Raw genomic sequence first — 26,068 nt, forward strand, 5'->3', positions numbered from 1 at the left:
AGGTAGAATTCGAAAATTATTCAAAAAAACTAGAGTATATTCAGAATTACTTATAAACTCTTTATACAAAATGTCTAAATTTGAAGGCTAATTTTGGAAAATCCATGAGTTTTCATATCTAATTTTTACATTGTTATTTCATTGCAACAGTTGTTTGGAGCTTTGGGAAATGCTGGGTCAAGCTGTGGCCAGCCCAATGTGCTCTTGTTACCTGCCCTCACAGCGCGCCCCATAATTTGCAAATCGGGTAATCTATGTTGAGCGCGCTGTTCCTGGATGATGTGGCGCATCCCTTCGCGCCGTTCTCTCCATCCGTAGGTTAAAAGGAAAACATAATGAGGAACATTGTAACCGGCGCGTCGCTGGGCGCGTTGGCGGTCGCAATCGCATCACCTGCCGCCGCACAGGACGCAGCAGGTCCCGCAGCTGAAGAACGCCAGGGCGGGGTAGGCACTATCGTCGTGACAGCACAGCGCCGCAGCGAAGATCTGCAGGACGTGCCGATCTCGGTCTCAGCGATCGGCGAAGAGCAACTCGACGAGCTCAATATCGACACTTTTGAGGACTATCTCGACCAGATTCCATCGGTGACCGCAGGCGGCAATGGCCCGGGACAAAGCACGATCTACATTCGCGGCCTTGCATCCACCACGCCGAACATCACCGTAGCTGGTGTTGCTGGCCTTGCACCGAATGTGGCGCTCTACCTGAATGATCAGCCGCTCTCACAGCCTGGTCGTAACCTTGACGTTTACGCCGCTGATTTGGCGCGGATTGAAGTGCTTTCGGGTCCGCAAGGCACGCTGTTTGGCGCAAGTTCGCAAGCAGGTGTTGTGCGTCTTATTACGAACAAGCCTGATCTTTCGGGCTTTTCCGCCAAGTCGTCGGCTGGTGTTAGCTTCACCAAAGGGGGTGAAACGAGCTATCAGGGTGAGTTTATGATCAACGTGCCTGTCACGGAAACATTTGGTCTTCGTGGCGTTGCCTATCTCGACGATCAGGGCGGGTATATCGATAATGTCGCGGGCACGCGCGATCTCACCGAGAGCGCTCGTTTCCGTCCGGAAGGCTTCGTCCGCGCCAATGGCGTTCCGGTTTCGGCTGTTCGCGCTGGCTTCCAATCGACCTCAGACCTGTCCGACGTCACTTTCTTGCAAGCTGACAACGCCGGGCTTGCACAGGACAACTTCAATGACACCACCTATTCCGGTTTCCGGGTAAGTGCTTTGTGGGAAGCGACACCTGACTGGACCATCAACCTCTCGCACCAGCGTCAGAGCCTTGAATCGGACGGTGTCTTTTTCGCCGATCCGGAATTGGGCGGCCTTGGTGACCTAGAGATTGAGCGCTTCGAAGAAGACCGTCTCGAAGACGATTTCTCGAACACAAGCTGGACGGTTGAAGGCCGCATCGGCTGGCTCGATGTGATCTACACCGGCGCGTACACCGACCGTGAGAGCGAGCAGCGTGCGGACTACACAGATTACCTCTTCGCAGGGCAGTATTTGCCGTATTACATCTGCGATGGCTCGGTGACCTATCCCGGCGCAGCAGACCCAAGCGGGACCTGCCAAGCCCCCAATCTCTTCATCAATTCGTTCTCAAACACAGAAGTGTTCACGCAGGAACTGCGCTTCTCAACGCCTGACGACTGGCGCGTACGTTTCCAAGGTGGCGGCTTTTATTCAGATCTCAGCCTCGAAGAACGTGTAGACTTTGCCTATCCTGGCAATGTTCTGGCCAATCCATTTGGCCCCTTTGCAACGAACTTCCCGCAGACAACCGGCTTTTTCTCTGATCCCGGCCCGTTCCCGGCAGCGACGATTTTCCGCAACGACATTCGCCGCACCGATGAACAATTCGGGATATTCGGTGAAGCCAGCTTTGATGTGGTTCCGGACTTGCTGAGCGTAACACTTGGCGCGCGTTACTATGATGTCGAAGTCGACTTTGAAGGTTCAGCCAACGGTTCGTTCTGCAACTCAGGCGCAGCGGAAGATGCGAACGCTTTCGGCACCAACATCAGTGATCTGTACGATGGAGATGGCCAGTTCACATTCATCGGATCGTGTAATGCCGACCTACGTCAAACCTTCGATCTGAACGACAGTCTTGACGATATTCAGGCCGCTGGTCTGTCAGAAGCTCAAGCAACGCAGGTCTTTAACGCTATCCGGGCACCCGATGTGGCGGAAACCAGCGGAGTAATCTTCAAAGGGACCATTACGCTGACGCCGACTGAGGATCTGCTGTTCTACGCAACCTATTCCGAAGGCTTCCGCCCTGGTTTCCTCAACCGTCCCGGCGGTGCTGTCGGTGCAGGCGGATTTGTTGTTCCGTTCGAGCTTGAGACCGATGAAGTTGAAAACTACGAGATCGGCTGGAAGCTCGACCTGATTGACGGTCAATTCCGTTGGAACGGCTCGGCCTTCTTTGTTGATATCTCGAACCTGCAAACGCAGATTTTCGATCCGTCGATTACCAACCTATTCTTCTCGTCTAACGCTGCGGATGCAGAGATTTACGGGATTGAATCGGATTTCACCATCGCACCCTATGCGACACCGGGTCTGACCTTTGCAGGCGCATTCTCGATCCTTGACACCGAGGTGACAGAGATACTCATCCCGACCACCGATGTGGTCCTTGGCAGTGACCTTGCATACGCACCCAGCTTCCAAGGGAACATCCGGGCACGGTATGAATGGGATGTCTCTGACACTCTTGAGGCATTCATCCAGCCACAGGCGACCTATTCTTCGTCGAAGCAAACTGACATCATCGCGATCAACAATATCCAGCTTGATAGCTACACCACGTTTGACCTTTCCGTCGGCGTGAAAGCGGATCAGTGGGGCTTTGAGATCTTCGGTGAGAACCTCAGCGATGAGCGTGCGGAAATTTCCGGAATCTTCGGCAATGACCGTGAGCGTATCATCACCAACCGCCCTTTGACCGTGGGTATGCGCGTTTCGTTCGATTATTGATCGAACGCGACTTTTCAAAGGCGGCGGGGGTGGCAGTGTTCACTCCCGCCGTTTTGCTGTCTAAGGCAACGCCATGAGCCGAACAGAGCAACTCCAATCCGCACAAAAGTCCCTTCAAGCTGGGGAGTTTGAGGCGGGGTTAGATGGGGCGAAGGCGCTTCTTGCCGAGAATCCATCGGATGGTGAGGCGCTCTATATGGCGGCGGTGGCGTGCCGGTATTTGAAGCGGTTTGATGAGGCAGGTGAGTACCTCACCGCGCTGCATTCCGCCATGCCTGAATATGGCCGCTCGTGGCAGGAGCAGGGGCATTTGGCCTTGGCGCGCGGCGACAATGCTGGTGCTTTGGCGGCGTTTACTCGCGCGACCCGGTTTAACCCTGCGCTTGAGGCGAGCTGGCGCGAGCAGTCGCGTTTAGAGGCGGCCGCGGGACGTATGCCTGAGGCAAACGCTGCAAAGGCTCAGCAAGAGCGGATTGCGCGGCTTCCGCGCGAATTGGTCGCGGTCACCAATCACGTCGCCGAAGGACGCATTGCGCGGGCTGAGGAAATCTGCCGCCATTACCTGCTCACCCATCCCGGCCGCGATGCGGCGCATATTGAGGGCATGCGGCTGCTGGCGAAAATCGGGATTGAACTTGGCGTATTGGATGATGCTGAGTTCCTTCTTGAAAGCGCGGTCGAATTTGCGCCTGATGATGTGCAACTCAGGCTCGATTACATCGACGCGCTGCGCCGCCGTCAGAAATCTGCGGAAGCATTGGAGCAGGCCGAACTCCTAATCCAGCGAGATCCGGAAAGCCCGGTCTTTCAGTCGCGACTTGCAATCGAGCGCATTCAGATGGGCGACTATGAAGGCGGGCTTACGCTTTTCGATCAAGTGCTCGAGAAGCTCCCCAATGATCCCGCCAGCCTGACCAGCCGTGGCCATGCGTTAAAGACCAAGGGTGATCGGGGTGAAGCAGAGGAAAGCTACCGCGCAGCCATCGCGGCCAAGCCCGACCACGGTGATGCCTATTATGCGCTTGCCAACCTCAAGACGTACAGTTTCAGCGAAAGCGAGATCGCGGCGATGCGCGTGCAGGTTGAGCGGTCTGACCTTGCATTCATGGACCGAGTCCACCTTAACTTTGCGCTGGCCAAGGCCATGGAAGATGAACGCGATTATGAGGCGGCGTTCCAGCATTACGAAGCCGGAAACAGCCTGAAGCGAGCACAAACTCGGTACAAGGCCGAAGCCATGAGCGCGGAGCTTACCAAGCAGAAAGAGCATTGTACCGCTGAGCTTTTCGCAAAGCATGGGGACTCTGGGAACAAAGCACCCGACCCGATCTTCATCCTCGGCCTCCCACGTGCTGGCTCAACCCTGCTGGAACAAATTTTGGCGAGCCACAGTCAGGTCGACGGGACGCTTGAGCTGCCCAATATTCTGGCTCTTGCCCACCGGCTCCGGGGGCGCAAGGCGGGGCAATCATTGTATCCGCAAGTGCTGCATGATTTGACCGCTGAGCAGCTTGAGAAGTTCGGGGCAGACTTTATCGAGAACACCCGCATCCACCGCCAAGATGCGCCGTTTTTCGTCGACAAGATGCCGAACAATTTCCGGCATATTGGGTTGATCCACCTGATCCTGCCTAACGCCAAGATCATCGACGCCCGCCGCGCGCCGATGGATTGTTGTTTCTCCGGCTTCAAACAGCTGTTCGCGGAAGGTCAGGAGTTTACCTATGGCCTGCAAGAAGTCGGTCGATACTACGCCGATTATGTCGATCTGATGGACCATTGGGACCAAGTGCTTCCGGGAAAGGTCTTGCGGGTTCAGCATGAGGACGTTCTCGATGACCTTGAGGGTCAAACGCGGAGAATGCTCGACTTCCTAGACATGCCATTCGAAGAGCAATGTCTTGCCTTTCACAAGACCGACCGCGCCGTTCGAACGGCGTCCTCCGAACAGGTGCGTCAGCCGATCAATCGAAAGGGTCAAAACGCGTGGAAACCGTTTGAGCCCTGGCTTGATCCGCTAAAAGAGGCGCTGGAAGGCCACCTCTAACCCCTCATATCAGCCGCGAGCCCTTGGGCACCGACTGATCTGGTGCGGCGAGCACAATCGCGCCATCAGCATCCTCAAAACCCAATACGAGGATCTCGCTCATAAACGGCCCGATTTGGCGCGGGGGAAAGTTCACGACCGCCATCACCGTGCGCCCGGCAAGTCCCTCAGGCGCGTAGTGATCAGTGATCTGCGCGGAGCTCTTCTTGACCCCCAATTCCCCGCCAAAATCGACCCACAGTTTGATTGCAGGTTTGCGCGCTTCTGGAAAGGGTTCCGCCTTCACGACTTCGCCTGTGCGAATGTCGACTTTCAGGAAATCATCGAATGAGATGTCTGCCATCAATACCTCTGAGTTTTGCGAGTCGTTCGCACTTTTACTTCGTCCCTCTCGGAGATAGATTGCAGGGCGCAACTTAGCAAAAAGCAAGAGAGATACGCCTTGGCAAATTTCATCCTCAATGGGGAGCCGGTGAGCATTGATGCTGAACCGGAGATGCCGATCCTGTGGGTCGTGCGCGAAAAGCTCGGAATGGTGGGCACCAAATTCGGCTGCGGGATTGCCCAGTGTGGGGCTTGCACTATGCATCTGGACGGCCAACCTGTCCGGTCTTGCTCAACCCCGGTCAGCATGGCTGAGGGGCGCGAGGTTACCACCATCGAGGGGATCGGCGGGGTCGACGGCATGATGAGCGCGATCCAGGCCGCTTGGATCAGCGAGCAGGTTCCACAATGCGGATATTGCCAATCGGGCCAGATCATGAGCGCAACCGCGCTTTTGCGCGACAATCCGACACCGACAGATGATGACATTGATGCCGCGATGAAGGGCAATATCTGCCGTTGTGGCACTTACACCCGCATCCGCCGCGCAATTAAGGTCGCAAGTGGCCAACTTGAACCGCGCAGCGAAGATGAGGCTTAATCCATGAACGATTTATCTCCTGAGAAGAAAGAACGCTCAAAGCTCGCCAAGTGGAGCCGGCGCGGTTTCATTGGTGCTGGTGTCTTGGCAGGCGGCGGTTTGCTGATTGGCATCGGCGTGCGACCGGGCAATCCGATCGGCGCGCTCGCACCCAAAGTGACGAGCGGGCCGGGCGAGCAGCTGGTCAACAGCTGGGTCAAGATCGACACGGACAACATCGTCACGGCCATCGTCCCGCATTGCGAAATGGGTCAGGGCGCGCACTCGGTGCTGGCGCAAATGCTAGCTGATGAGCTTGATGCGGATTGGGAAAATGTTCGTGTGATGCAGGCGCCAGCCGATGGCTCTTACGTTGTGACTGACACTGCGCGCATGTTCGTTGCGCCTTTCACGATGAACGCGGCGGATTGGATCGAGCCCACCTGGAATGGCTTGTTCACCCAAGTCGCCAAATTGGCCGATGCGATGATCACCGGAGGCTCATCTTCGATCCGCACCACGGGTCAGCACTCTATGCGCGTCGCTGGCGCAGCTGCGCGTACAATGCTGGTGGGCGCGGCGGCGGACGAATGGGGCGTGCCAGTGGGCGAGATCACCACCGAAAACAGCACGCTCTTTCACAAGGCATCGGGCAAGTCAGCACCATACGCCGAGTTTGCGACCGTTGCCGCTGACCAGCCGATGGATCAGACGCCCAAGCTGAAGACACCTGATCAATACCGCCTGATGGGCAAGAGCAAGGCACGCACCGACATACCGGCCAAGATCAACGGCACTGCTGAATTTGGGATCGATTCTATACCCGAGGGTCTCGACCTTTCTTACGCCGCCGTGGTGCGCCCACCTGTCCCCGGCACAACAGTTGTGAGCATGGATGCTTCGCGTGCCAAGCAGATGAAGGGGGTCTTGCAAATCCTCAACATGGACAATTTCGTCGCCGTGGTCGCTGATAGCTATTGGCAAGCGCAACAGGCGATGAACACCGTTCAGATCGAGTGGAGCCCATCAGAAAGCCCGATCAAGACAATGGATGATCAATACGCTGCTTTTGCCGCAGCCTTGGACGAGGCTGGCGAAACGGGCGGTGATGAGGCCGCGGCAAAGGGTGATGCGCAAGGCGCACTCTCCAACGCAGCAAAGACCATAAAGGCCGAATACCGCGCGCCTTATCTTGCCCACTCGCCGATGGAGCCGATCAACTGCACCGCGCATGTGGCAGATGGCAAATGCGACATATGGGCGAGCACGCAGGTGCCTTTGATGGCCCGCAGCGGGGTTGCATCCACTCTTGGGCTTTCCGCCGAGAACGTGACGGTGCATCACCCCTATTTGGGCGGCGGCTTTGGTCGTCGTCTTGGTGCTGACGAGATGTCGATGGCAGCGCGCGTAGCCGAGGCAACCGGCTATCCGGTCAAAATGATCTGGAGCCGAGAAGAAGACACGCAAAAGGCTCTCTATCGCTGTGCAGACACCGCGCGGATGCGCGCTGGGCTCGACGAGAGCGGCAAACTTGTTGCGTTTGACCACGCCTTCACCCAGCGCCACGATCCAGCGGAAGCTTGCGTGCCCGCGATGTACAATATCGACAACACCAGCGTGCGTGTGGCTACGGCTGATCTGCATCTGCCATTTCAGGCATGGCGTTCGGTCGATCATTCGCAGCAAGGCTTTTTTATCGAGAGCTTTATCGATGAAGCTGCGCACGCAGCGGAGGCCGACCCGCTGGAATATCGTTTGGAGATGCTCAAAGGCTCGCCGCGCCACGTGGCGGTCTTGGAAAAGGTGAGAGAGATCAGCGATTGGGATATTCCCGATGCGGCTGGTCGTTCCAAAGGGGTCGCAATTGTCGAGAGCTTCGGCACAATCGTTGCCGAAGTTATCGAGGTCGATATGTCCTCAGGCAAGCCCAAGCTAGTCAACGCTTGGGCGGTCTGCGATGCGGGCTATGTGATGAACCCGGATGGCTTCAAGAACCAGATCGAGGGCGGTATCATCTTTGGGCTTACGGCGGCCATGTATGGCGAGCTGGACCTAAAAGACGGTGCAATCGTGCAGAGCAATTTCCACGATTACAAAATGTTGCGCATGGATGAGGTGCCCGCGATCGAAGTTGTGATCATCAACAGCGGTGATGTGCCGATCGGCGGGGCGGGGGAGCCAGGCACTCCGCCTGCTGCGCCAGCCTTTGCCAATGCGATTTACGCGGCGACCGGCAAGCGACTGCGCGATCTACCAATCGCCAAGCAGTTTGCTTGAGCTTGTAACTGGTTCAGGGGAGACATTTAGGGATGCGAAATAAGGCGCTTATCGCTGTGTGTATGCTCACCGTGATGATCACTGCGTGTGGGTCTTCGGAGGAGCCACCGCAGGTGGTGGAACAGATTGTGGTGCGTGAACGCGGAACGCCGGAAGTGGTTGACGTGGCAGCTAGCGATGCCGTGAGTCGCGTCAGTCTTGGCGAGGATGCGTTTCAGGCCTGCACCGGGTGTCACTCGGTCGATGCCGATGGTCGCTCTGCTGCTGGACCGAACCTCTACGGTGTGATCGGTCGCAAGGCGGGCAGTCTCGAAGGCTATTCCTTCTCTGATGCTGTCAGTTCGTCCGACATAACTTGGGATGAAGCGAGCCTTGATGGCTTTTTGGCCGATCCTGCGACCTACCTTCCGGGCAATGAAATGTTGGCGGGCGCTGTTCCCGATGATGAAGCGCGTGCTGCGATCATCGCCTATCTGGCCGCTCAGGGCGAATAGGCGCAGAAGGCCCGCTAGGTGGACCTGCCCAAAACCTGCCAGTTTTTGAACGAGGCGCAGAGCCGCGGCCTTCGCATGGTGCTAGTCACAGTTTGCGGAGTTGAAGGCTCTTCGATGCGCAATCCCGGCACCATTATGGGTGTTGCTGAGGACGGCAGCTTTGCCGGCTCTCTATCGGGCGGGTGTATTGAGAACGCAGTGGTCGCAGAGGCTATCGATGTGCTCACCAATGGTGCCCCGCGCGTGGTGCGGTTTGGGGCGGGCTCGTCCTATCTCGATATCAGATTACCATGTGGGGGTGGGCTCGACCTGTCATTCCATGTGATTGAAGACACGAGTTTTGTGCAATCCTGCCTCGCATCGATTGAGGCGCGAACACCCTTTTCGATCGAGACGGGGCCCGGGGGACCTCGACATGTCCCCAACTGGCACCAAGCCGTCTTCGATCCCGAAGGTGGAGAGGCGATCTTCGGTCACTATCCGGGACCCGATCTTCAGATTATCGGTCACGGGGGAGGGGTTGAGGCGCTCGCCACAATGGCTGCGGCCTTTGGCTGCACTGCTCGTATTCTCACTCCCGATGAACGCTTGATTCAGCAGCTTAGGCCGCGCGGTTTCGCTGCCCACTTGCTGGAACGCACCAACCAGACCGATCTGCTCCAAAGTGACCCGTGGACCGCGACAGTTTTCCTGTTCCACGATCACGATTGGGAAATCGATCTGATAGAACAGGCACTGACCATGCCGCACTTTTATCTTGGTGCGATGGGGGGGCGGCGTGCGCATGCCTTTCGCAATGAGGCCTTAAGTAAGCGCGGGGTTTCCCAAGACCAGCTCGACACTATCCGTGCGCCCATTGGCCTGTTCCATTCCTCACGCGATCCTCATACGCTTGCGCTCTCCACACTCGGCGAAGTGATCCGTTCCTATGAAGAAACCTCATGGGCTCCCGACGTTTAGGTGTTGCCCTATTGGCAGCCGGTTCCTCGCAGCGATTCGGGGCAGACGACAAGCTTGCTGCAGACTTCCAAGGTAAAATGCTCGCCGAACACGCCGCCCTCGCGATCCCGGTCAAAGAATTCGAGCATGCATGGGTTATAACCCGGGGGCCGACTCATCCCTGTGAGCCTTCTTGGCGGGAGCAGGGGTTCGCCGTTATGATCAACCCAAACGCAGAGCAGGGGATGGGCACATCTGTGTCGTGCGCCGCGAGAGCGGCTGTGGAGGCTTCGCTTGACGCGTTGCTCATCGCTTTGGCCGATATGCCGTTGGTTCCGCACTCGCATTTCGAAGCCTTGATGCAAGCATCCACTGGTCCAAGCGCCATCGCGGTCTCCGCACAAGGCGACACACGCATGCCACCTGCGATCTTTGGCAGCGCGCATTTCGAAGCTCTCTCTCAGTCGACCGGAGACCAAGGAGCACAGATGCTGCTCCAGCAAGGGACATTAGTCGATTGCCCACCGGAATGGCTAAAGGATATCGACACGATCAAAGACTTATGAAACGAGTGTCTTACCCACCCATAGCCTTTTGCTTGGATGACAATTCGGCCCAGAATGTATGATCTCAGCGAATGTTCGGAATACAGCATCGATGCGATTTGAGGGTAGATATCAAACGCCGCCCCAGTACAAATGTGCAAATATGTACTGACGTACTGCAGACATTGGGCGTAATGCTCCGAGCTTACGTACGGGTGCAATCGATGGTTCTATTATCGGCCTTGCAACATAGGCCCGATGGCGGATAGCTGATGGCATTGCTCTATGTCTGAAAAACAGAACAATGTCATGCTAGTGGGCGGCGGCCACGCCCATGTAGCCGTGCTTGCCGATTGGATCACCAATGGCTTGCCATGCAAGCGTGCTAGCTTGCTGACTCCCTATCGCCATTTACGGTATTCGGGGATGGTCCCTGGCTGGTTGGCAGGTCAATATGGGCGCGACCAAGGCGTGGTTGATCTTGCTGCATTGGCCGAAAGGGCCGGAGTGCAGCTCCTATTGGGACCCTGCACCGGAATTGATCCTGAGGCGCGCTGGATCAAGACCGGCGGCGGCCAAGTGCTCGAATACGATCTGGTCTCTTTTGATACGGGCGGCGTAGGGCGGGCGCAGGACCTGCTCGGCAAGGATCCACGCCTTCTGGATGTCCGACCGATTGACCGTTTTGTTGAGCGGCTGGAGCAAAGCGAAGAGGCCGGGCGCATTGCTGTTGTTGGCGGAGGGGCAGGCGGGGTCGAGATCGCCTTTGGCCTGCGCAATCGCCAAGGCAAAGGCTCTCAACCTGAGGTGACTTTGGTCACCGGACGTGACGGGTTATTGCCTAACCTTTCATCGGCAGTGCGGCGCAAAGTTGCCAATGAACTCATTCGCCAAGGTATCACTTTGGTGGTCGTGGATGCGAGACTGGAAGGCGGCGACCTGGTCACCGAGGCAGGCTCGCTCGAACCTTTCGATATGATTGTCGCCGCGCTTGGAAGCGGTGCGCCGGATTGGCCGGGTGCTGGAGGGCTCGCCACAGACGCGCAAGGTTTTATCTCTGTTGATCAACATCAGCGTTCGATCTCTCACCCCAATGTCTTTGCCACCGGCGATGTCGCGGCAAGACAAGACCGCGCTGTCGCTCATTCGGGCGTTCATGCAGTGATGGCGGGGCCCATCCTGGCGCAGAATTTGCGGGCTGTTCTATCTGGTAAAGAACCACGCCGGGTGTACCGCCCCCGGCGGGCTAGCCTCTACCTCCTGTCCACCAGCGATGGCAGCGCAATTTTGAGCTACGGCCCCTTCGCCGCACAAGGTCGCTGGGTGGCGAAGCTCAAACATGCCATCGACAATCGCTGGATTTCCCAATACGCGTCCCTGTAAGTTCAGGCTTGAGTGCGATTATGTTTGGCCGTTTGTAACCGTCCGGGGATACCCGGCGAATTCGAACGCGACAGATACTATTTGCGCTCTCAATAGGGGTTCTCGTGAAAAAGATACTGATACTGGTCGGTTTTGCCGCGCTGATTGCTGCCTACTTCGTCTTTGATTTGGGAACCTATCTTACGCTTGAGGGCCTCAAAGGGATATCTGACGAGGCGAGCGCTTTCTACGAGAGCAATCCCGCGCTCGTCATTGCAATCTTCTTCCTGATCTATGTCGGTGTGACCGCGGCCTCTCTTCCTGGGGCTGCAATCATGACGTTGGCTGGGGGCGCTCTGTTTGGCCTCGTCACAGGCACAATCGTGGTCTCTTTTGCCTCAACGCTGGGCGCAACGCTGGCATTCCTCGCCTCCCGCTATGTCCTCCGGGACACTATCGAGGGCCGCTTTGGCGATCGTCTGAAATCGATCAATGCTGGGCTTGAACGGGACGGCGCGTTCTATCTCTTCACCCTTCGCATGGTGCCATTGGTACCATTCTTCGTAATCAACCTCGTGATGGGTCTAACCCGCATTCGCACTTGGACTTTTGCCTGGGTAAGCCAGATTGGCATGCTTCTTGGCACAATCGTCTATGTGAATGCAGGCACGCAGTTGGCGCAGATCGACAGTCTTTCCGGGCTGTTGAGCCCCGCGCTGCTTGGTTCTTTTGTGCTTCTCGGCATCGTTCCCTGGATCGCAAAGGGAATTGTTGGCTTCATCAGCGCACGCCGGGTCTACAAAGGCTTCAACAAACCCAAAACATTCGACCGCAATATGGTTGTCATCGGCGCGGGTGCTGCAGGTCTCGTTTCCTCGCTTATCGCCTCCACGGTCAAAGCCAAGGTGACACTGGTTGAGGCGCATAAGATGGGCGGCGACTGCCTCAACACCGGTTGCGTCCCGTCCAAGGCGTTGATCAAGAGCGCCAAGGTCGCAAGCCAGATGCGCAATGCTGACAAATACGGGCTCGAAGCGCACGAACCCAAAGTGCCTTTCAAACAGACCATTGCTCGCGTGATGGACGCGGTAAAAACCATTGAACCGCACGACAGCGTCGAGCGCTACGAAAGTCTCGGCGTCGATTGTGTTTCGGGCTATGCCAAGATCGTGGACCCGTGGACCGTTGAGATTGCCCGCAACGATGGCGAAACCCAACGCCTAACCACGCAAAGCATCATCATTGCTGCGGGTGCCGCACCGTTTGTGCCTCCCATTCCAGGGCTATCGGAGAGTGATTATCTGACCTCGGACACGATGTGGGACGCCTTTGCTGAGATGGACACGCCGCCTGCACGCGTCGCGGTTCTGGGCGGCGGACCAATTGGCTGTGAAATCGCACAGAGCCTCGCAAGGCTTGGCTCGAAGGTTACTCAAATTGAAATGATGGACCGGATCATGGGCAGGGAAGACCCGGAGGTTTCCGCTTTGGCGCAAAGGTCACTCGAAGACTCTGGCGTTGAGGTGCTCACCGGCCACCAAGCCGTGAAGATTGCCGATGGGATTGTTCATACCGAGCATGGTGGTGGCACGAGCGAAGTCCCTTACGACGCTTTGATCGTAGCCGTCGGACGCGCGGCGCGGCTGAGCGGGTACGGCCTTGAGGAGCTTGGCATCGATACGCAGAAAACGGTCGTAACGGACGAATTTCTTGCAACCAAATTCCCCAACATCTTCGCTTGTGGCGATGTGGCAGGGCCATTCCAGTTCACCCATACCGCCAGCCATCAGGCATGGTTTGCGAGCGTCAATGCGCTGTTCGGCATGTTCAAAAAATTCAAGGCCGACTATTCAGTGATCCCGGCGGTGACTTTCCTCGATCCTGAGATCGCCCGCGTCGGTCTTAATGAGACCGAGGCGAAGGAACAGGATATCGCGTACGAAGTCACCCAATATGATCTTGATGACCTAGACCGCGCGATTGCCGAGAATGAGGTGAAGGGCTTTGTCAAAGTGCTCACCAAACCGGGCAAGGACACCATCCTTGGTGCGACTATTGTTGGCATGAACGCAGGCGAGATGCTGGCCGAATACACCCTTGCGATGAAGCACAAGCTGGGCCTCAACAAGATCCTCGGCACGATCCACCCCTATCCAACCATGGCCGAAGGTAACAAATTTGCTGCTGGCGAATGGAAGAAGGCGCGGAAACCTGAAAAGCTCCTTGCATGGGTGGAGAGATATCACGATTGGCGCCGCGGCTAGAGCCGTTGGGATTGGGGGAGACGCGGGGGCGTGGAACTGTTCGACCAATTTCGCGGGATAATTGGCATTGCGGTGCTGCTTCTTCTTGCATGGGGCTTGAGCGAGGATCGAGGCAGTCGTCCCGGAGCCAAATGGATATTGGGAGCGCTGGGGCTACAACTCGCACTCGCACTTCTGATCGTGCGCGTGCCATTTATCTGGACGTTGATGGAAGCCGCCAATGATGGCGTTCGTGCAATCGAGAAAGCGACCCTTGCCGGATCATCCTACATGTTTGGCTACCTTGGTGGTGCGCCGGTGCCTTTTGCGCTCAAGGATGGGGCTGAACCACCGCTCGTCATCGCTTTTCAAATATTGCCATTGGTGATCGTATTCTCTGCCCTTGCTGCATTGCTGTGGCATTGGGGAGTGTTGCGCATGGCGGCGAAGGGGCTATCCTTCACGCTTCAACGCACACTTGGAGTGAGCGGGGTCGTCGGCCTGTCAGGCGGGGCTAACCTGTTTCTTGGCGTGGTAGAGAGCCCGATGGTGGTCCGCGCTTATTTTGCGAAGATGGGCCGAGCCGAACTGTTTCAGGTCATGGTGCTGTCCATGGCCAGCATTAGCGGCGCGGTTCTGGTTCTGTACGCCAGCACCCTCCAAGGGGTGCTGGGCAATGGGGCGACCGGTCATCTGATCTCCGCCTCGCTGGTTTCGCTGCCCGCTGCCTTGTTGATCGCTCGCTTTATGGTGCCGGGCGAAGATGAGCAGAAAACCGAAGCCTCTGACGAGGACGAACCCGGCCTGAGCTATGCATCGAGCATTGATGCGATCGTCAAAGGCACGATGGATGGGATGCAATTGTTCCTTGCTGTGATTGCAGTCATAATAGTGGTCTTTGCACTGGTCGCCTTGTCTGATCAGATCCTCGCTTTGTTCCCGTTGATCGGTGACGAGCCGCTCACGTTGAGGCGCATATTTGGATGGATTTTTGCCCCCTTCATGTGGCTGCTCGGGGTGCCTTGGGCAGAAGCCCAGGCGGCGGGCAGTCTGATGGGAACCAAGGCAATCCTCAATGAGTATGTCGCGTTTCTTGAGCTTGCGGCACTGCCTGATGGCACCTTGTCTCCACGTGGACTTTTGATTGTTACCTACGCGCTGTGCGGGTTCGCAAACCTTGCCAGCATTGGCTTGCTCGTCTCGACCATCGGCACCTTGTGTCCGGAACGCCGCGCGGAAGCGGCCGGGCTTGGCATCAAGAGCTGGATCGCGGGCAATATCGCAACAGCTATGACCGGCGCATGGATCGGTCTAGTGACTTTCTGATGCTTGATGCGAAGCTTCGCCCGCTGATTGATCCCCCCTTGAATGCGGTTGGACGAGCACTCGTGGGTGCGGGGATTAGCGCCAATATGCTTACCTTTACGGGACTGGCGCTAGGGCTCGGTGGAGCGGCTGCGATTGCTCTGGGGCATATCTGGCTGGGCCTTGCGCTGATCGTCGCCAATCGCGTGCTTGATGGGCTCGATGGAGCGGTCGCACGGGCAAGTGAGCCGACTCTGCTTGGTGGCTATTTCGACATTGTCGCCGACTTTGCTTTCTATGTCTCCGTGCCTTTGGGCTTTGGTATTCTTGCCAGTGAGAACACGCTTCCGGCCTTAGTTCTTGTGGCGAGCTTTGTGCTGACGGGTGTTAGCTTCCTGGCCTTTGCCGTAGTCGCAGCCGAGCGCGGCGAAGAGACAGAGGCCCATGGCAAAAAGAGCTTCTTTTACTCCACTGGCCTTGCGGAAGGGACCGAGACCATCGCGGTCTTCATCGCCATGTGCTTGTTTCCGGCGTATTTCGCTATGATCGCCTACATCTATGCAGGTCTATGCGTACTGACGGTGTTTCAACGCAGCGCGATGGCCATCTCGACTTTCCGCTGATCCACTAACGTTGACCGATCTGTGCGGTGACCTTTTCGCGAAGTTCGGCAATGCGCGCCGCGTTTGCGCCTAGGTCGCTGCGGCCCACCCGGCTGACTGAGCGGAAGTCGATCTCATTCTCACCAATGCGCGCCACAACGTCGTCTTTGAAGCCGTACCAGAATGTCTCTGCAACACCCTCAACTCTGCCTGCATCTGCATCCTGACGGATATCGACAAAGCCCATCGATCCCATCGCCGCTGCCACCGCTGCGACCGCATCGGCCTTGCTTGCGCCGGCCAAAGGCAGTGGCGAAAGCTCGGCATAGATATCGTTGATGATCTGCGCGTGATTCTGGATGATTAACGACTGTGCGCCATCGTCATTCTTTAGCGATTGAAACGCTTCAAGCTCGCTCAACGGCACCTGATAGTCGTTGACCTGATTGGATTCAGTTTCTGCACGTTCAGCCATAATCTCGGCGGAAAAGGTCGGCGGATTTCCGGTATCAGTCGAAACATCGTAGATAGGATTGCTTTCTGCAGTAGATGAGGCAGACATTCCAAAGACGACAAAGGCGCCCGGCACGAGCAAACCTAAAACCGCGGATACAATGACCGCTTTGTTGCGAGGGCGCTTAACTCCGTCCTGCTTTTCAGCCTTCCGTCCTGACCAATTGATCAAGCCAAGGATGAGCGCAATCAGCGCGGCAATCGCTGCTATGCCCACAAGAATAGGACCCGCAGTGAAGGTCATGCTGCCCAAGCCCACTTGCCAACTCCAAAGGCCGATCTTCGAGCCGATCGCAGCGATCATGAAGTAGAGCGGCAGGAATGCTGTGAGAGCGAGGACGAGCTTGGCGTACCAGGGTAGATTTTTCATGAACTCAGTGTTTAGCGTCACGGGGCGCAAAGGCAATCCAGACGAGAATGCTTCTCCCCGTTTTGAGGCACCCAGGCGGCCCGTGTTTACTTGATATGAAAATTTGCAAGTACTCTGGGGAACCAGCCCAAGGAACACTCGTTACACCTATCAAGTTCACACGAGGGACCGCTACGGAACTCGTTGAATTACGGCGGCAAGGTCTCTAACCTGTTGTCGTGGGATACAGATCAGACGGGCTTTTCTCAGATGCGTGAGATCAGTTCGTCTCGAACTTGAAAAGGGAAGAAGTCCAATGCGTAAGATTGTTATGAGCGCGGTCCTGGCACCCGCTGTACTCGCACTGGCTGCGTGCGGTGGCAAGCAGCCCGAAGCAGACGCTCCAGCAGAAGAATCGGTCGAAGAGGTCGCTGAAGTCGAAGTTCCGGAACCACCTTCTGATGTCGCCTTTGCTGACCTTACTGGCGATGCTGCTGCTGGCGAAACCGTGTTTGCTCAGTGCCGCACCTGCCACTTGATCGACGAAGGCAAGAATGGCGTTGGTCCGTCACTCTACGGCGTGATTGGCCGGACCGCTGGCACAATCGAAGGCTTCCGCTATTCAGATGCGAACGCGAACAGTGGTGTCACATGGACCCCAGAAGTGATGTTCGAATATCTCGAAGCGCCGCGCGAGTTCATGCCCGGTACGCGGATGGCGTTCCCTGGCCTCAAAAACCCGCAAGATCGCGCTGATGTCATCGCTTATCTCGAAGCAAGCGACGACTAAGGTCGGCTTGTAAACTCCGGGCTTTGATGCTCGATAGTAAAAAAGTGCCTCGTGGGCTGCCACGAGGCCCTTTTTGTTTGTTTCGAGGAACGGGAAATCAAGCTGCGATACGACCGCGTGCCAACTCACATTGCGACCAGATTTCGCTAAGCGCATTGATAAGTCGGGTGACGTCACCTGTGTCGTGCACAGGCGATGGTGTTAGGCGCAGTCGCTCTGTGCCCACTGGCACGGTCGGATAGTTGATCGGCTGGACATAGATGCCGTGATTATCCATCAGCCAGTCGCTGATCATCTTGCACTTGGCCGCATCGCCGACCATCACCGGGATGATGTGGCTCGGATTGGGCAGATGTGGAATGTTCATCATATCAAGCTGACGACGCACTTCCTTGACCCGTTCACGTTGAAGTTCACGCTCCGCATTGCTTTCCTTCAAGTGCCTGATGCTGGCCGCCGCGCCCGCCGCTACAGCAGGGGGCAGGGCGGTTGAGAAGATAAAGCCGCTTGCAAAACTGCGCACAAAATCAACCAGGTCACGGCTCGCTGCGATATAACCGCCCATCACGCCAAAGGCCTTGCCAAGCGTGCCTTCGATCACGGTGATGCGGTCCATTAGACCTTCTTGCTCCGCAACACCGCCGCCGCGTGGGCCGTAAAGGCCAACCGCGTGCACTTCGTCGATATAGCTCATCGCCCCATGTTTTTCACACACGCCGAGGATTGCCTCGATTGGGGCGATGTCGCCATCCATCGAATAGACGCTTTCGAAGGCGACCAGCTTGGGTGTGTCGGCAGGGTATTCTGAGAGCAGCCGGTCGAGATCCTCGACATCATTGTGCTTCCAAATCTTGTAGGGCGCGCGGCTGTGGCGAATACCTTCGATCATGGATGCATGGTTGAGAGCATCGGAGAACACTACACAGCCCGGGATCTTGCTCGCCAGAGTGCCAAGGCCCGCCCAGTTCGAGACATAGCCCGATGTGAACAGCAGAGCGCTTTCCTTACCGTGCAGATCGGCAAGCTCGGCCTCAAGCTCCACATGGTAGTGATTAGTGCCCGAGATATTGCGCGTGCCCCCTGCACCCGCGCCGCATTCGTCGAGCGTTGAATGCATTGCTTCGATTACCTTGGGGTGCTGCCCCATGCCGAGATAGTCATTGGAGCACCAAACGGTGACCGCTTGCGTCCCGTCTTCGACGAAACGGGTGGCGTGTGGAAACTTGCCGCAGTGCCGCTTGATATCGGTGAAGACGCGATAGCGTCCCTCTTCGCGAACGCCGTCCAGTTCTTTCGCGAAAAATGCATCAAAGTCCATGGGTGTTCCCCTGTTCTCTCATGGTAATATTTTGGTTGGTGTTCATACAGGATCGCTCCTGCGTTTGAAGGCCCAGCCCCACAGCATCCCGTCTCGAAACGGCAGGGCAAGGAAAAGGTGTTCGATTACGCCGAGAAGGCACAGCGCGGTCAGCAGGCTGGCTCCCACCATCTCTGGGCTGCCTGCAGGTGCTGCCATGGCGAGCGATGCGAACCACGCTGCCAAAGCGATGGTTCCGGCGATCGAAGCGCAGAGCAAAAGCGTCATGCGATTGCCGCCGAAGTAGCTTTTCAGATAGCCTAAATGCTCCGGCATCATCTCCAGTGATGAGTTGGGTACGCCGACAAATAGGTTGATCTTGGAGGATAGCCTCAGGCCGAACATGAGTACAAAAACCGTCGCCCCAATCTGATTGGGCGCGTTCCACGAGAGCGAGATCAGCATCAACGCGGTGAATGCCAGAGCAATCTCATGGTGCATGACAGTGGCACTCGCCTCAGTGAAGCGTTCAATACCGCGCACGCCAAGCGATTGAGCCTCACGCCGCGGGCCAGCTGCCGCGCCAGTAAGAAAGCCGATTTCATGCCACCCCCACACCATTAAGGCGCCAACAAAGCTCACATAAACAGCGCCGACCCCCACAGTCCCTGATGAAAAGAGGATCGCGACAAGCCCGGCTATTCCCACCACCCCGCCAACAGCGACGCTTCGGCGGAAGGTGCCTCGTGCACGGCTGTCGACCCAGGCGATAAGCCCGGTTGCCATGAACCAAATGGCCAGCGTCACGATAACCGGGACAATATGGCCGCTCCAACTCACCATGCAGGTTGAAGCCTGATCTTTGCGGGCAGTCTGTGGGTTTTTGGGCGCTGGAAGTACATACGGACAAAGTTGTAGCCAGCACCGGCCATACCGCTTGCCCGTTTCATCAAGCCGCCAATGCCTCCTTGCGCCTTTCCGTCTTCGATGCGGAGCGCGGCTTGCCGAAGAGCTTCCATCCGAGCGCGGAACTTCGGATCGTCGATGTCCAATTCCACTGGATAGACCTGACGCGCGATTGTGTTGCAGATGTCGAAAACTTCGTAATCATATTCGGTCGGGTCAACGCCTAAGGCCTTATGGAACACAGGCCGAGCGTGATCGCGCACGTACATTGTAGCGTAGACCGACAAGAGGAAGAACCGGATCCAAAGCTTGTTGTGGCCTTCAAGCAATTTGGGGTCTGCGCGCATCAGCATGGCAAAGGCTTCACCATGGCGGAATTCATCATTGCACCATTCCTCAAACCAATCGAAGATTGGGTGGAACTTGTTCTCTGGATGCTTTTCGAGGTGTCGGTAAATCGTGATGTAGCGCGCATATCCGATCTTCTCCGACAGATAGACCGCATACCAAATGAACTTCGGTCGGAAGTATGTGTACTTCTTTGTCTTGGTGAGGAAGCCCAGATCAACTCCGATGCCAGCATCTTTGAGGCTTTCATTGATGAAGCCAGCATGCCGGCTTTCATCACGCGCAAGCAGTTTGAAAAGCTGCTTCACGTCCGGGTTTTTGGTGCGCTTGGCAATTTCGGCATAGAGCACACAGCCGGAAAATTCAGAGGTCATCGAACTTACGAGGAAATCAGTGAACTCGGCACGCAACTCCGGCTCGAGCCCTTCAATAATGCCCGCAAAATCGTCCTTGTGACGGAAATGGGTCTTGTTCGGATCGCCGACCATATCGGCGATTAGTTGGTCCCATTCTTCGCGAACAAGGCTCACATCTATGGCATCAAGAGCGTCAAAATCGGTGGTGTAGAAACGCGGGGTCAGCACGGTGTCCTGTGTCGCAAGCGCCATCGCTTCATCGCTGGTCATCATCTTTTGGTTCGGATCTGCTTTGACTTCGGTTTGCGCGTTCATTTGATCCTCCCGGCGTTAAAGCTGACTTCGTAGAGCTCGGCCAAGTCGAAATAGGCGGCGACTTTGGTGAGCACGCGCTTCACCGGCCCTGCACGGGTCACCGTGGCTGTGCGTTCGAACACTTCACGGCTGCCAAAGGGTATGGAGATCGGGTCGCCATGCACACGCACTTTGTCGCCCGGCTCCATCAGAACACTTTCGGGCATTTCCACATGGGCATGGAAATGAAGTGAGCTTTGTTCGACGGTAATGATGCACGGCGCGTCAAACACGCGCGCATCCGGCGGCGTAAAGCCGTTAATATCAGTCGATCCCGAGACTGCTATTGTCGCCATCAATTGCTCCTGTTTTCCAAGAAGTTGGCGAAGGTGGTGCGATTGCCTTTTCCGAATGAGCCGAGCTCAACGCTTTCGCCCGTCGTAGTGTCACGCAAGGTGAGCATGTTGTTGTCCCATTCGATGAGCTCAAACGGCACCGAGCGGCCAATACCGTTGACCCGCCGTTGATAGACCAGACTGCGGACTGTTGTGCGAACGAAGCCGCCTGTGCCGGGACCAAAGCGCGCGATCTCCTCCCGGCTGGCGGCATCCTCGACCCGCACGGTACCATCGCGCTCATCGAAGAAAAGGAGCGAGCGTGTTGCCGTCGCTGTAGCGCCAGAGGCCGCTCGCGCTTCGCTGGGGATGGCTTGCCGTTCAAAGAAGCCAAAGCTCACAGCCGATGTCAGCGCGAGAGTTATCGCGATGAGCCCGCCCATGAGGAGCAGCGGAAAGCGGTGGACGGTGATCTCGTCCTCTTCATACTCGCGTACAATCACGTAAGCGCTCCTCTCATTTCGGCATCGGTGAGGACGCTATCTGCGACCCCATCCTGCGCTTCATTGATCTGCATCAAATTTTGCTCGACAGGCACGTGCTTGGCGCAGGCCTCCGCCAGAATGCGCGCAACCTTCTCCGCCTCGGGCACAGCGCGCAGCATTGGCTCTGGGCTGGCATAGCGCCAAGGCCGGGCGTGCGGCCAAAGCAGGGCGTAACCGAGCAACCGCTCACCGCCGAGCATCAGAGCAATATCGCCATGGCTCTCGCCGCGTGCTTTCAAGTTCGCCGATTGCACATGTCTTAAAGGCAGATTGACCCGGGTCTCTATCGCCATGCCGATGCGCATGATCAGCCGTGCATCGGTCAAGATATAAAGTGTGGTGCGCGCGCTCAGCCACGCAAGACCATAGAGAATAGCAACTGCCAGAACGCCAAGCACTGCGCACACAATCGCAGTGCCCATATTGCCAAGCGCCATCGAGATCACGACGAGCGCGGCAAAATAGAGCCCGACGGTGCGGGTGTGAAAGGCCGTGCGGGCAAAAACCGGCAAATCGGGCCGCCCCTTCCACAAGACTTTCTCTTCGTGGCTTGGCGTGCCCATGGGATCACCATGGGCGGCCGGGCCTGCCTCTTCGAGCTCTTGTGCTGTCTTAGACAACGTGCGTTCTGGCGTGGTGCTTAGATCCATGGCTCTGATCGCTCCGGCAATGCATGGAGATAGCCACCGCCGTAATAGGCCTGGATCTTGTCTTCCTCGAGACGAGTGATCTGGCCAGCTTTGGCAATGGCAGGAACGCTATCGAACTGGTCGGAGCGGATCGCTTCGATGTCGATGAGCGCGGTTTGATCGTCAACAATCGGCAAGAGTCCACCAAGACCGCCGAGCCATTTGGTGCCTTGCACCGCGGCATAGGCCATCGGCGCGAGCACTTTCTTGCCCGAATTGGTGGTGATTTCGAGATAGCGGATCATGTGCTCGGCCTGATCGACCCAGACATCGCTCACTTCGCCTGCCATCTTTTTATCGGCGCCATAAACGGCAAGTCCGACGGGGTTTTGGTCCTGCTCGGCGATTTCAATCCCGTGCACCGCATCACCAATGGGAACAATACGAGGGTGCCCATCCACGGTGAGATCAGGATAATCCTCGCGCTGAGCGTAGGCGGCGGTGCCAAGACCATCGGCCATCGCGTCGCCCTCTGGAACCCAGGGGGCACCCGTACCGCCCCAAGCTTGCTTGGCGGGAATGTTCTCGACTTTGGAAAGCTCATCACGAGGCGCATCTTCTGGCGTGTAACTTCCGCGGCCGTGCGGCAAATCGAATGTCTTCTTGCCGCCATCAGACAATGGCAATCCGCGATCAATTAGCCCGCTTTGCTCGTGCTCAAGCGGGTAACCTTCGCGTCGACTCTCGCGATTGAGATAGATTACCAGTCCGACAAAGAAGACGAAAAACAAAATGACGCTCAGCTCGGCTACGTCAAAAAGCCCGGCAATGTATACGTTACCCATGGTACTTTCCTTTGGTTTTTGAAGGAGCCTCTGCAGTGGCTCCCCGACGTGTGGACCGCTCTATCCCGAGCAAGCGATCATGTTGGGAACTCGCGTAGGCCGAACGGCTGGTCTGCGCTATTCCGTGATTGGATGGACGATATGCGAGAGTGTCCGACAAGCGGACCAATCGCGGCGAGGCCTGCGATAAGTAGCAGAATTTCAATGACGTAGACGGAGGTGTAACCGCTCGCACGGGTGGCTATCGTGGCCGTGGCGTCGGCTGCAGCTAACCAGGCGACAAGGTCGCGAACAAGTCCGCCAAGCGCAATACCGCCGCCAGCACAAGTTGCCTGAACCGCGCCCCACGCGCCAAGCGCGAGCCCTGCAGTTTCAGATTTGGCGAGCGCCATGGCTTCGATCAGAGTGCCAACAGAAAAGAGGCCGAGGCCAAGGCCGATCAGCAGTGCGCCAGCATAGAGCATCAAAGCGGATTCAAACGGTCCTGCGAATAGCACGAGCAAAAAAGCATTCACCCCGATCACAAGGCCAAGCCCTGCGAGCCTGAGTGGGTCAGCCCCCATCGACATTCTGCGGCCGGAATAGATGAAACCCAACAATGCGCCCAAGGCCCATGCCCCGGTGAGACCGGTGGTCGCGCCTACCGAAAGGCCAAGGATCTCTCCGCCAAACGGCTCGAGCAGAGCATCCTGCATGGCAAAGCCTGCCGCACCGATTCCAATGGCGGTCAGAAGGCGCGCATTGCGGCCATCGCGCACAAAGGCGTTCCAAAGTTCGCCGAAACTCGGCGCGTCCGGGTCCGCTTTGGTGCGCTCTGGGGCGCGGGCCTCTTGCTTCCACAGCGCAACAAGATTGAGCACCATTGTGAAAACGGCAGCGCCCTGGATAACCTGGACAAGCCGCGTAGGGCTGAAGTCGATGAGCAATCCGCCAATGACGAAAGCCGACAGCATCATGCCGACCAGCAGCATGACATAAAGCAGCGCAACGGCGCGCGGTCGCTTATCTTCAGGGGCGAGATCAGTCGCCAGCGCAAGACCAGCAGTCTGTGTCACATGGAAACCAAGACCTGTCAGCAGGAAGGCGACCGCGGCAGCTACAAGGCCGATTTCAAAGCGCCCTTCAAGCTCCAGCAGCAGCAGGGCGAATGGCATGACTGCTAGCCCTCCAAACTGCATCATCGTCCCAAACCAGATGTAAGGCACACGCCTCCATCCAAGAGCCGAGACGTGTCGGTCAGACTTGTGACCGATCAGAGCGCGGAACGGCGCAACTAGCAGTGGCACGGCGATCAAAGTTGCAATCAGCCATGTCGGCGTGCCCAGCTCCACGACCATCACGCGGTTGAGCGTGCCGCTTAGCAAAACCATCGCCATACCAACGCTCACCTGAAACAGCGACAAGCGTAGGAGCCGCGAGAGTGGCAGCTCTTTGCTTGCCGCATCGGCAAACGGCATCAGATCCGCCATCATACGGGCAAATTGATAGGAAGGGCGCTTGGGCTGGCTCATCCGGTCTTCACCAACTCCAAGGCTTGGCTTTTATAGAAGCCAGATGAAATCCGCTCAGTGCGACCAATGCTCCACCCATCAAGACGTGCGAGCCGCGCGCAAAGATCATCTTCGGCGACTGGCACGATGGCAGGTGAGCGATCACTTTTGGGAAAGACTTTGCCTACTGAATGCATTGCACCCAGAAGGGGCGTGTGCGGGGCAAAGGTGAAGAGGATCGAACCAGTGGTGCGCGTGCTGAGTTCCTCAAGCGCATCGACGAGATTGTCGGGTGAATAGTGAATGAGCGAATCCATCGCCACCACATGCGCAAATCCGCCATGGTCAGGGTCAAGCATATCGCCTGCCTTCCAGCGCACCTTGCCATGACCACAAAAGCCGGTTGCGCGTGACTTAGCCACTTCGACGAGGCCGCCTGCCACATCGACTGCGGTCACATCGGCCCCGAGACAAGCAGCTTCGATTGCAAGGGCTCCTGTCCCGCAACCTGCATCAAGGAGGCGCGTGCGTCGCAGATCCCGAGGAAGCCAGCTCACCAACGTGCGCCGCATTTGCTCGCGTCCTGCGCGAACAGTTGCGCGAATGCCGCTTACCTTGGCGTCGGAGGTGAGGTCGATCCACGCCTGTTTGGCGGTGGAATCGAAATATGTCGCCAGCGCCTCGCGCCGCTCGACGTATCGGGGTGCGGTGTAAGGGGCGTTGAGGCCGGGACGTTCAGGAGCGTGCGTAGCCATCACTCAAACCCTAAGAAGTCGAAGATGTCGCGGTCTTTCATCGGCGCGGCGATCGAGGGCTCCACACCTGCCCACAGCATGGCGGCAAGCCGCATATATTCGTCCTGCGCCTGAATAACCTCGGGGCTATCGGGCATTTCAAACAGGGTGCATTTCTTCAGCCGCGATCTGCGGATTTCATCGACATCGCGGAAGTGCGCAAGGCGTGGCATGCCCACCGCATCGCAGAAGCGGTCGATCTCATCGGTTGCACGGCTGCGATTGGCGACGACGCCTGCAAGACGCACGTCATAGTTCTTTGATTTCGCACCGATGGCCTGAACAATCCGGTTCATCGCGAAAATGCTGTCAAAGTCGTTCGCGGCAACCACAACGGCGCGCTCTGCATGCTGCAAAGGCGCAGCAAACCCGCCGCACACAACGTCGCCAAGCACGTCAAAGATCACCACATCGGTGTCTTCAAGCAGGTGGTGCTGTTTTAAGAGCTTTACCGTCTGCCCCACGACATAACCGCCGCACCCTGTGCCAGCAGGTGGCCCGCCAGCCTCCACGCACATGACGCCGTTGTAGCCTTCGAACATGTAATCTTCGGGCCGGAGCTCTTCGGAGTGGAATTCGACCGTTTCGAGCACATCAATCACCGTCGGCATCAGCTTCTTGGTGAGTGTAAACGTGCTGTCGTGCTTTGGATCACAGCCGATTTGCAGGACTCGGTGACCAAGCTTTGAAAACGCGGCAGACAGGTTCGAAGAGGTCGTGGATTTGCCGATCCCGCCCTTGCCATAAACGGCAAAAACCTTCGCGCCTTTGATCTTGTCGGCGGGGTCCAATTGCACTTGGACCGAGCCTTCTCCGTCAGCGCGGCGGAAGCCTTTATTGGGTGTGTGAAGGTTCATCTGATCTGTGTCCCT

At 57.0% G+C, this 26,068-nt stretch carries 24 protein-coding genes; 12 read left to right on the plus strand and 12 right to left on the minus strand.

Translation table 11 applies throughout. The features are described from left to right. Positions 1-335 precede the first annotated feature (335 nt). Positions 336-2,987, plus strand: coding sequence for a TonB-dependent receptor plug domain-containing protein (locus tag Q0778_RS12850; protein ID WP_298301173.1), 2,652 nt, complete (start codon positions 336-338; stop codon positions 2,985-2,987). Between the two features lie 73 nt (positions 2,988-3,060). Beyond that, complete coding sequence (locus tag Q0778_RS12855; RefSeq protein ID WP_298336584.1) at positions 3,061-5,034, plus strand: tetratricopeptide repeat-containing sulfotransferase family protein; 1,974 nt, start codon at positions 3,061-3,063, stop codon at positions 5,032-5,034. Positions 5,035-5,038: 4 nt separating this feature from the next. Here the strand turns inward: Q0778_RS12855 and Q0778_RS12860 are convergent, their stop codons facing one another. Continuing rightward, positions 5,039-5,377, minus strand: a complete 339-nt coding sequence (locus Q0778_RS12860; protein ID WP_298336586.1) for a tRNA-binding protein — start codon at positions 5,375-5,377, stop codon at positions 5,039-5,041. Between the two features lie 99 nt (positions 5,378-5,476). Between Q0778_RS12860 and Q0778_RS12865 the strand changes: the two genes are divergently transcribed. The 9 genes from Q0778_RS12865 (at position 5,477) to Q0778_RS12905 (ending at position 15,726) form a co-directional block, all read left to right on the plus strand. Next, the gene (locus Q0778_RS12865; protein WP_298301180.1) at positions 5,477-5,959 is read left to right on the plus strand and encodes a (2Fe-2S)-binding protein; all 483 of its coding nucleotides are present in this window, start codon (positions 5,477-5,479) and stop codon (positions 5,957-5,959) included. A 3-nt stretch (positions 5,960-5,962) separates the two neighbouring features. Further along, positions 5,963-8,215: a molybdopterin cofactor-binding domain-containing protein gene (locus Q0778_RS12870; protein WP_298336588.1), complete on the plus strand. Its 2,253-nt coding sequence runs from the start codon at positions 5,963-5,965 to the stop codon at positions 8,213-8,215. 32 nt (positions 8,216-8,247) lie between these two features. Beyond that, complete coding sequence (locus tag Q0778_RS12875) at positions 8,248-8,709, plus strand: c-type cytochrome (RefSeq protein WP_298301184.1); 462 nt, start codon at positions 8,248-8,250, stop codon at positions 8,707-8,709. 18 nt (positions 8,710-8,727) lie between these two features. After that, positions 8,728-9,669: an XdhC family protein gene (locus Q0778_RS12880; RefSeq protein WP_298336590.1), complete on the plus strand. Its 942-nt coding sequence runs from the start codon at positions 8,728-8,730 to the stop codon at positions 9,667-9,669. Continuing rightward, positions 9,651-10,214 (plus strand): nucleotidyltransferase family protein, encoded by a 564-nt coding sequence (locus Q0778_RS12885; protein ID WP_298301189.1) that lies wholly within the window; start codon positions 9,651-9,653, stop codon positions 10,212-10,214. Before Q0778_RS12880 ends, Q0778_RS12885 begins: the two co-directional genes overlap by 19 nt. A 264-nt stretch (positions 10,215-10,478) precedes the next feature. Further along, entirely contained in the window at positions 10,479-11,576 is a 1,098-nt protein-coding gene (locus Q0778_RS12890) for an FAD-dependent oxidoreductase (protein ID WP_298336593.1), read from the plus strand. 104 nt (positions 11,577-11,680) lie between these two features. Further along, on the plus strand, positions 11,681-13,819 hold the full coding sequence (locus Q0778_RS12895) for a bifunctional TVP38/TMEM64 family protein/FAD-dependent oxidoreductase (RefSeq protein WP_298336596.1): 2,139 nt from the start codon (positions 11,681-11,683) through the stop codon (positions 13,817-13,819). Positions 13,820-13,849: 30 nt separating this feature from the next. After that, entirely contained in the window at positions 13,850-15,124 is a 1,275-nt protein-coding gene (locus tag Q0778_RS12900) for a nucleoside transporter C-terminal domain-containing protein (protein ID WP_298336598.1), read from the plus strand. Beyond that, positions 15,100-15,726 (plus strand): CDP-alcohol phosphatidyltransferase family protein, encoded by a 627-nt coding sequence (locus Q0778_RS12905; RefSeq protein WP_298336601.1) that lies wholly within the window; start codon positions 15,100-15,102, stop codon positions 15,724-15,726. Before Q0778_RS12900 ends, Q0778_RS12905 begins: the two co-directional genes overlap by 25 nt. Before the next feature lie 4 nt (positions 15,727-15,730). Here the strand turns inward: Q0778_RS12905 and Q0778_RS12910 are convergent, their stop codons facing one another. Then, positions 15,731-16,588, minus strand: coding sequence for a DUF1499 domain-containing protein (locus Q0778_RS12910; RefSeq protein WP_298336605.1), 858 nt, complete (start codon positions 16,586-16,588; stop codon positions 15,731-15,733). Positions 16,589-16,883: 295 nt separating this feature from the next. On the opposite strand from Q0778_RS12910, the gene Q0778_RS12915 reads away from it, so the two are divergent. Beyond that, complete coding sequence (locus tag Q0778_RS12915) at positions 16,884-17,357, plus strand: cytochrome c family protein (RefSeq protein WP_298336608.1); 474 nt, start codon at positions 16,884-16,886, stop codon at positions 17,355-17,357. Positions 17,358-17,454: 97 nt separating this feature from the next. On the opposite strand, the gene hemA is transcribed toward Q0778_RS12915, so the two are convergent. The 10 genes from hemA to bchL form a co-directional block, all read right to left on the minus strand. Beyond that, positions 17,455-18,675, minus strand: a complete 1,221-nt coding sequence (hemA, locus tag Q0778_RS12920) for a 5-aminolevulinate synthase (protein WP_298336611.1) — start codon at positions 18,673-18,675, stop codon at positions 17,455-17,457. Between the two features lie 42 nt (positions 18,676-18,717). Continuing rightward, positions 18,718-19,497, minus strand: coding sequence for a putative photosynthetic complex assembly protein PuhE (gene puhE / locus Q0778_RS12925; RefSeq protein ID WP_298301207.1), 780 nt, complete (start codon positions 19,495-19,497; stop codon positions 18,718-18,720). After that, positions 19,491-20,579, minus strand: coding sequence for a magnesium-protoporphyrin IX monomethyl ester (oxidative) cyclase (acsF, locus tag Q0778_RS12930; protein ID WP_298336613.1), 1,089 nt, complete (start codon positions 20,577-20,579; stop codon positions 19,491-19,493). Before acsF ends, puhE begins: the two co-directional genes overlap by 7 nt. Then, on the minus strand, positions 20,576-20,914 hold the full coding sequence (locus Q0778_RS12935; protein WP_298336615.1) for a hypothetical protein: 339 nt from the start codon (positions 20,912-20,914) through the stop codon (positions 20,576-20,578). Before Q0778_RS12935 ends, acsF begins: the two co-directional genes overlap by 4 nt. Continuing rightward, complete coding sequence (gene puhC, locus Q0778_RS12940) at positions 20,914-21,396, minus strand: photosynthetic complex assembly protein PuhC (protein WP_298336617.1); 483 nt, start codon at positions 21,394-21,396, stop codon at positions 20,914-20,916. The genes Q0778_RS12935 and puhC overlap by 1 nt, the downstream gene beginning before the upstream one ends. Then, complete coding sequence (gene puhB / locus Q0778_RS12945) at positions 21,393-22,088, minus strand: photosynthetic complex putative assembly protein PuhB (RefSeq protein WP_298336619.1); 696 nt, start codon at positions 22,086-22,088, stop codon at positions 21,393-21,395. The genes puhC and puhB overlap by 4 nt, the downstream gene beginning before the upstream one ends. Further along, positions 22,079-22,912 carry a photosynthetic reaction center subunit H gene (gene puhA, locus Q0778_RS12950; protein ID WP_298301217.1) on the minus strand — a complete coding sequence of 278 codons (834 nt, stop codon included), beginning with the start codon at positions 22,910-22,912 and terminating at the stop codon, positions 22,079-22,081. The genes puhB and puhA overlap by 10 nt, the downstream gene beginning before the upstream one ends. Before the next feature lie 77 nt (positions 22,913-22,989). Beyond that, the gene (locus tag Q0778_RS12955) at positions 22,990-24,423 is read right to left on the minus strand and encodes an MFS transporter (protein WP_298336621.1); all 1,434 of its coding nucleotides are present in this window, start codon (positions 24,421-24,423) and stop codon (positions 22,990-22,992) included. Next, complete coding sequence (bchM, locus tag Q0778_RS12960) at positions 24,420-25,157, minus strand: magnesium protoporphyrin IX methyltransferase (RefSeq protein ID WP_298336623.1); 738 nt, start codon at positions 25,155-25,157, stop codon at positions 24,420-24,422. The genes Q0778_RS12955 and bchM overlap by 4 nt, the downstream gene beginning before the upstream one ends. Then, positions 25,157-26,053, minus strand: a complete 897-nt coding sequence (bchL, locus tag Q0778_RS12965; protein ID WP_298301224.1) for a ferredoxin:protochlorophyllide reductase (ATP-dependent) iron-sulfur ATP-binding protein — start codon at positions 26,051-26,053, stop codon at positions 25,157-25,159. The genes bchM and bchL overlap by 1 nt, the downstream gene beginning before the upstream one ends. Positions 26,054-26,068 lie beyond the last annotated feature (15 nt).

The organism is uncultured Erythrobacter sp., from assembly GCF_947502395.1.
Taxonomy (GTDB): domain Bacteria; phylum Pseudomonadota; class Alphaproteobacteria; order Sphingomonadales; family Sphingomonadaceae; genus Erythrobacter.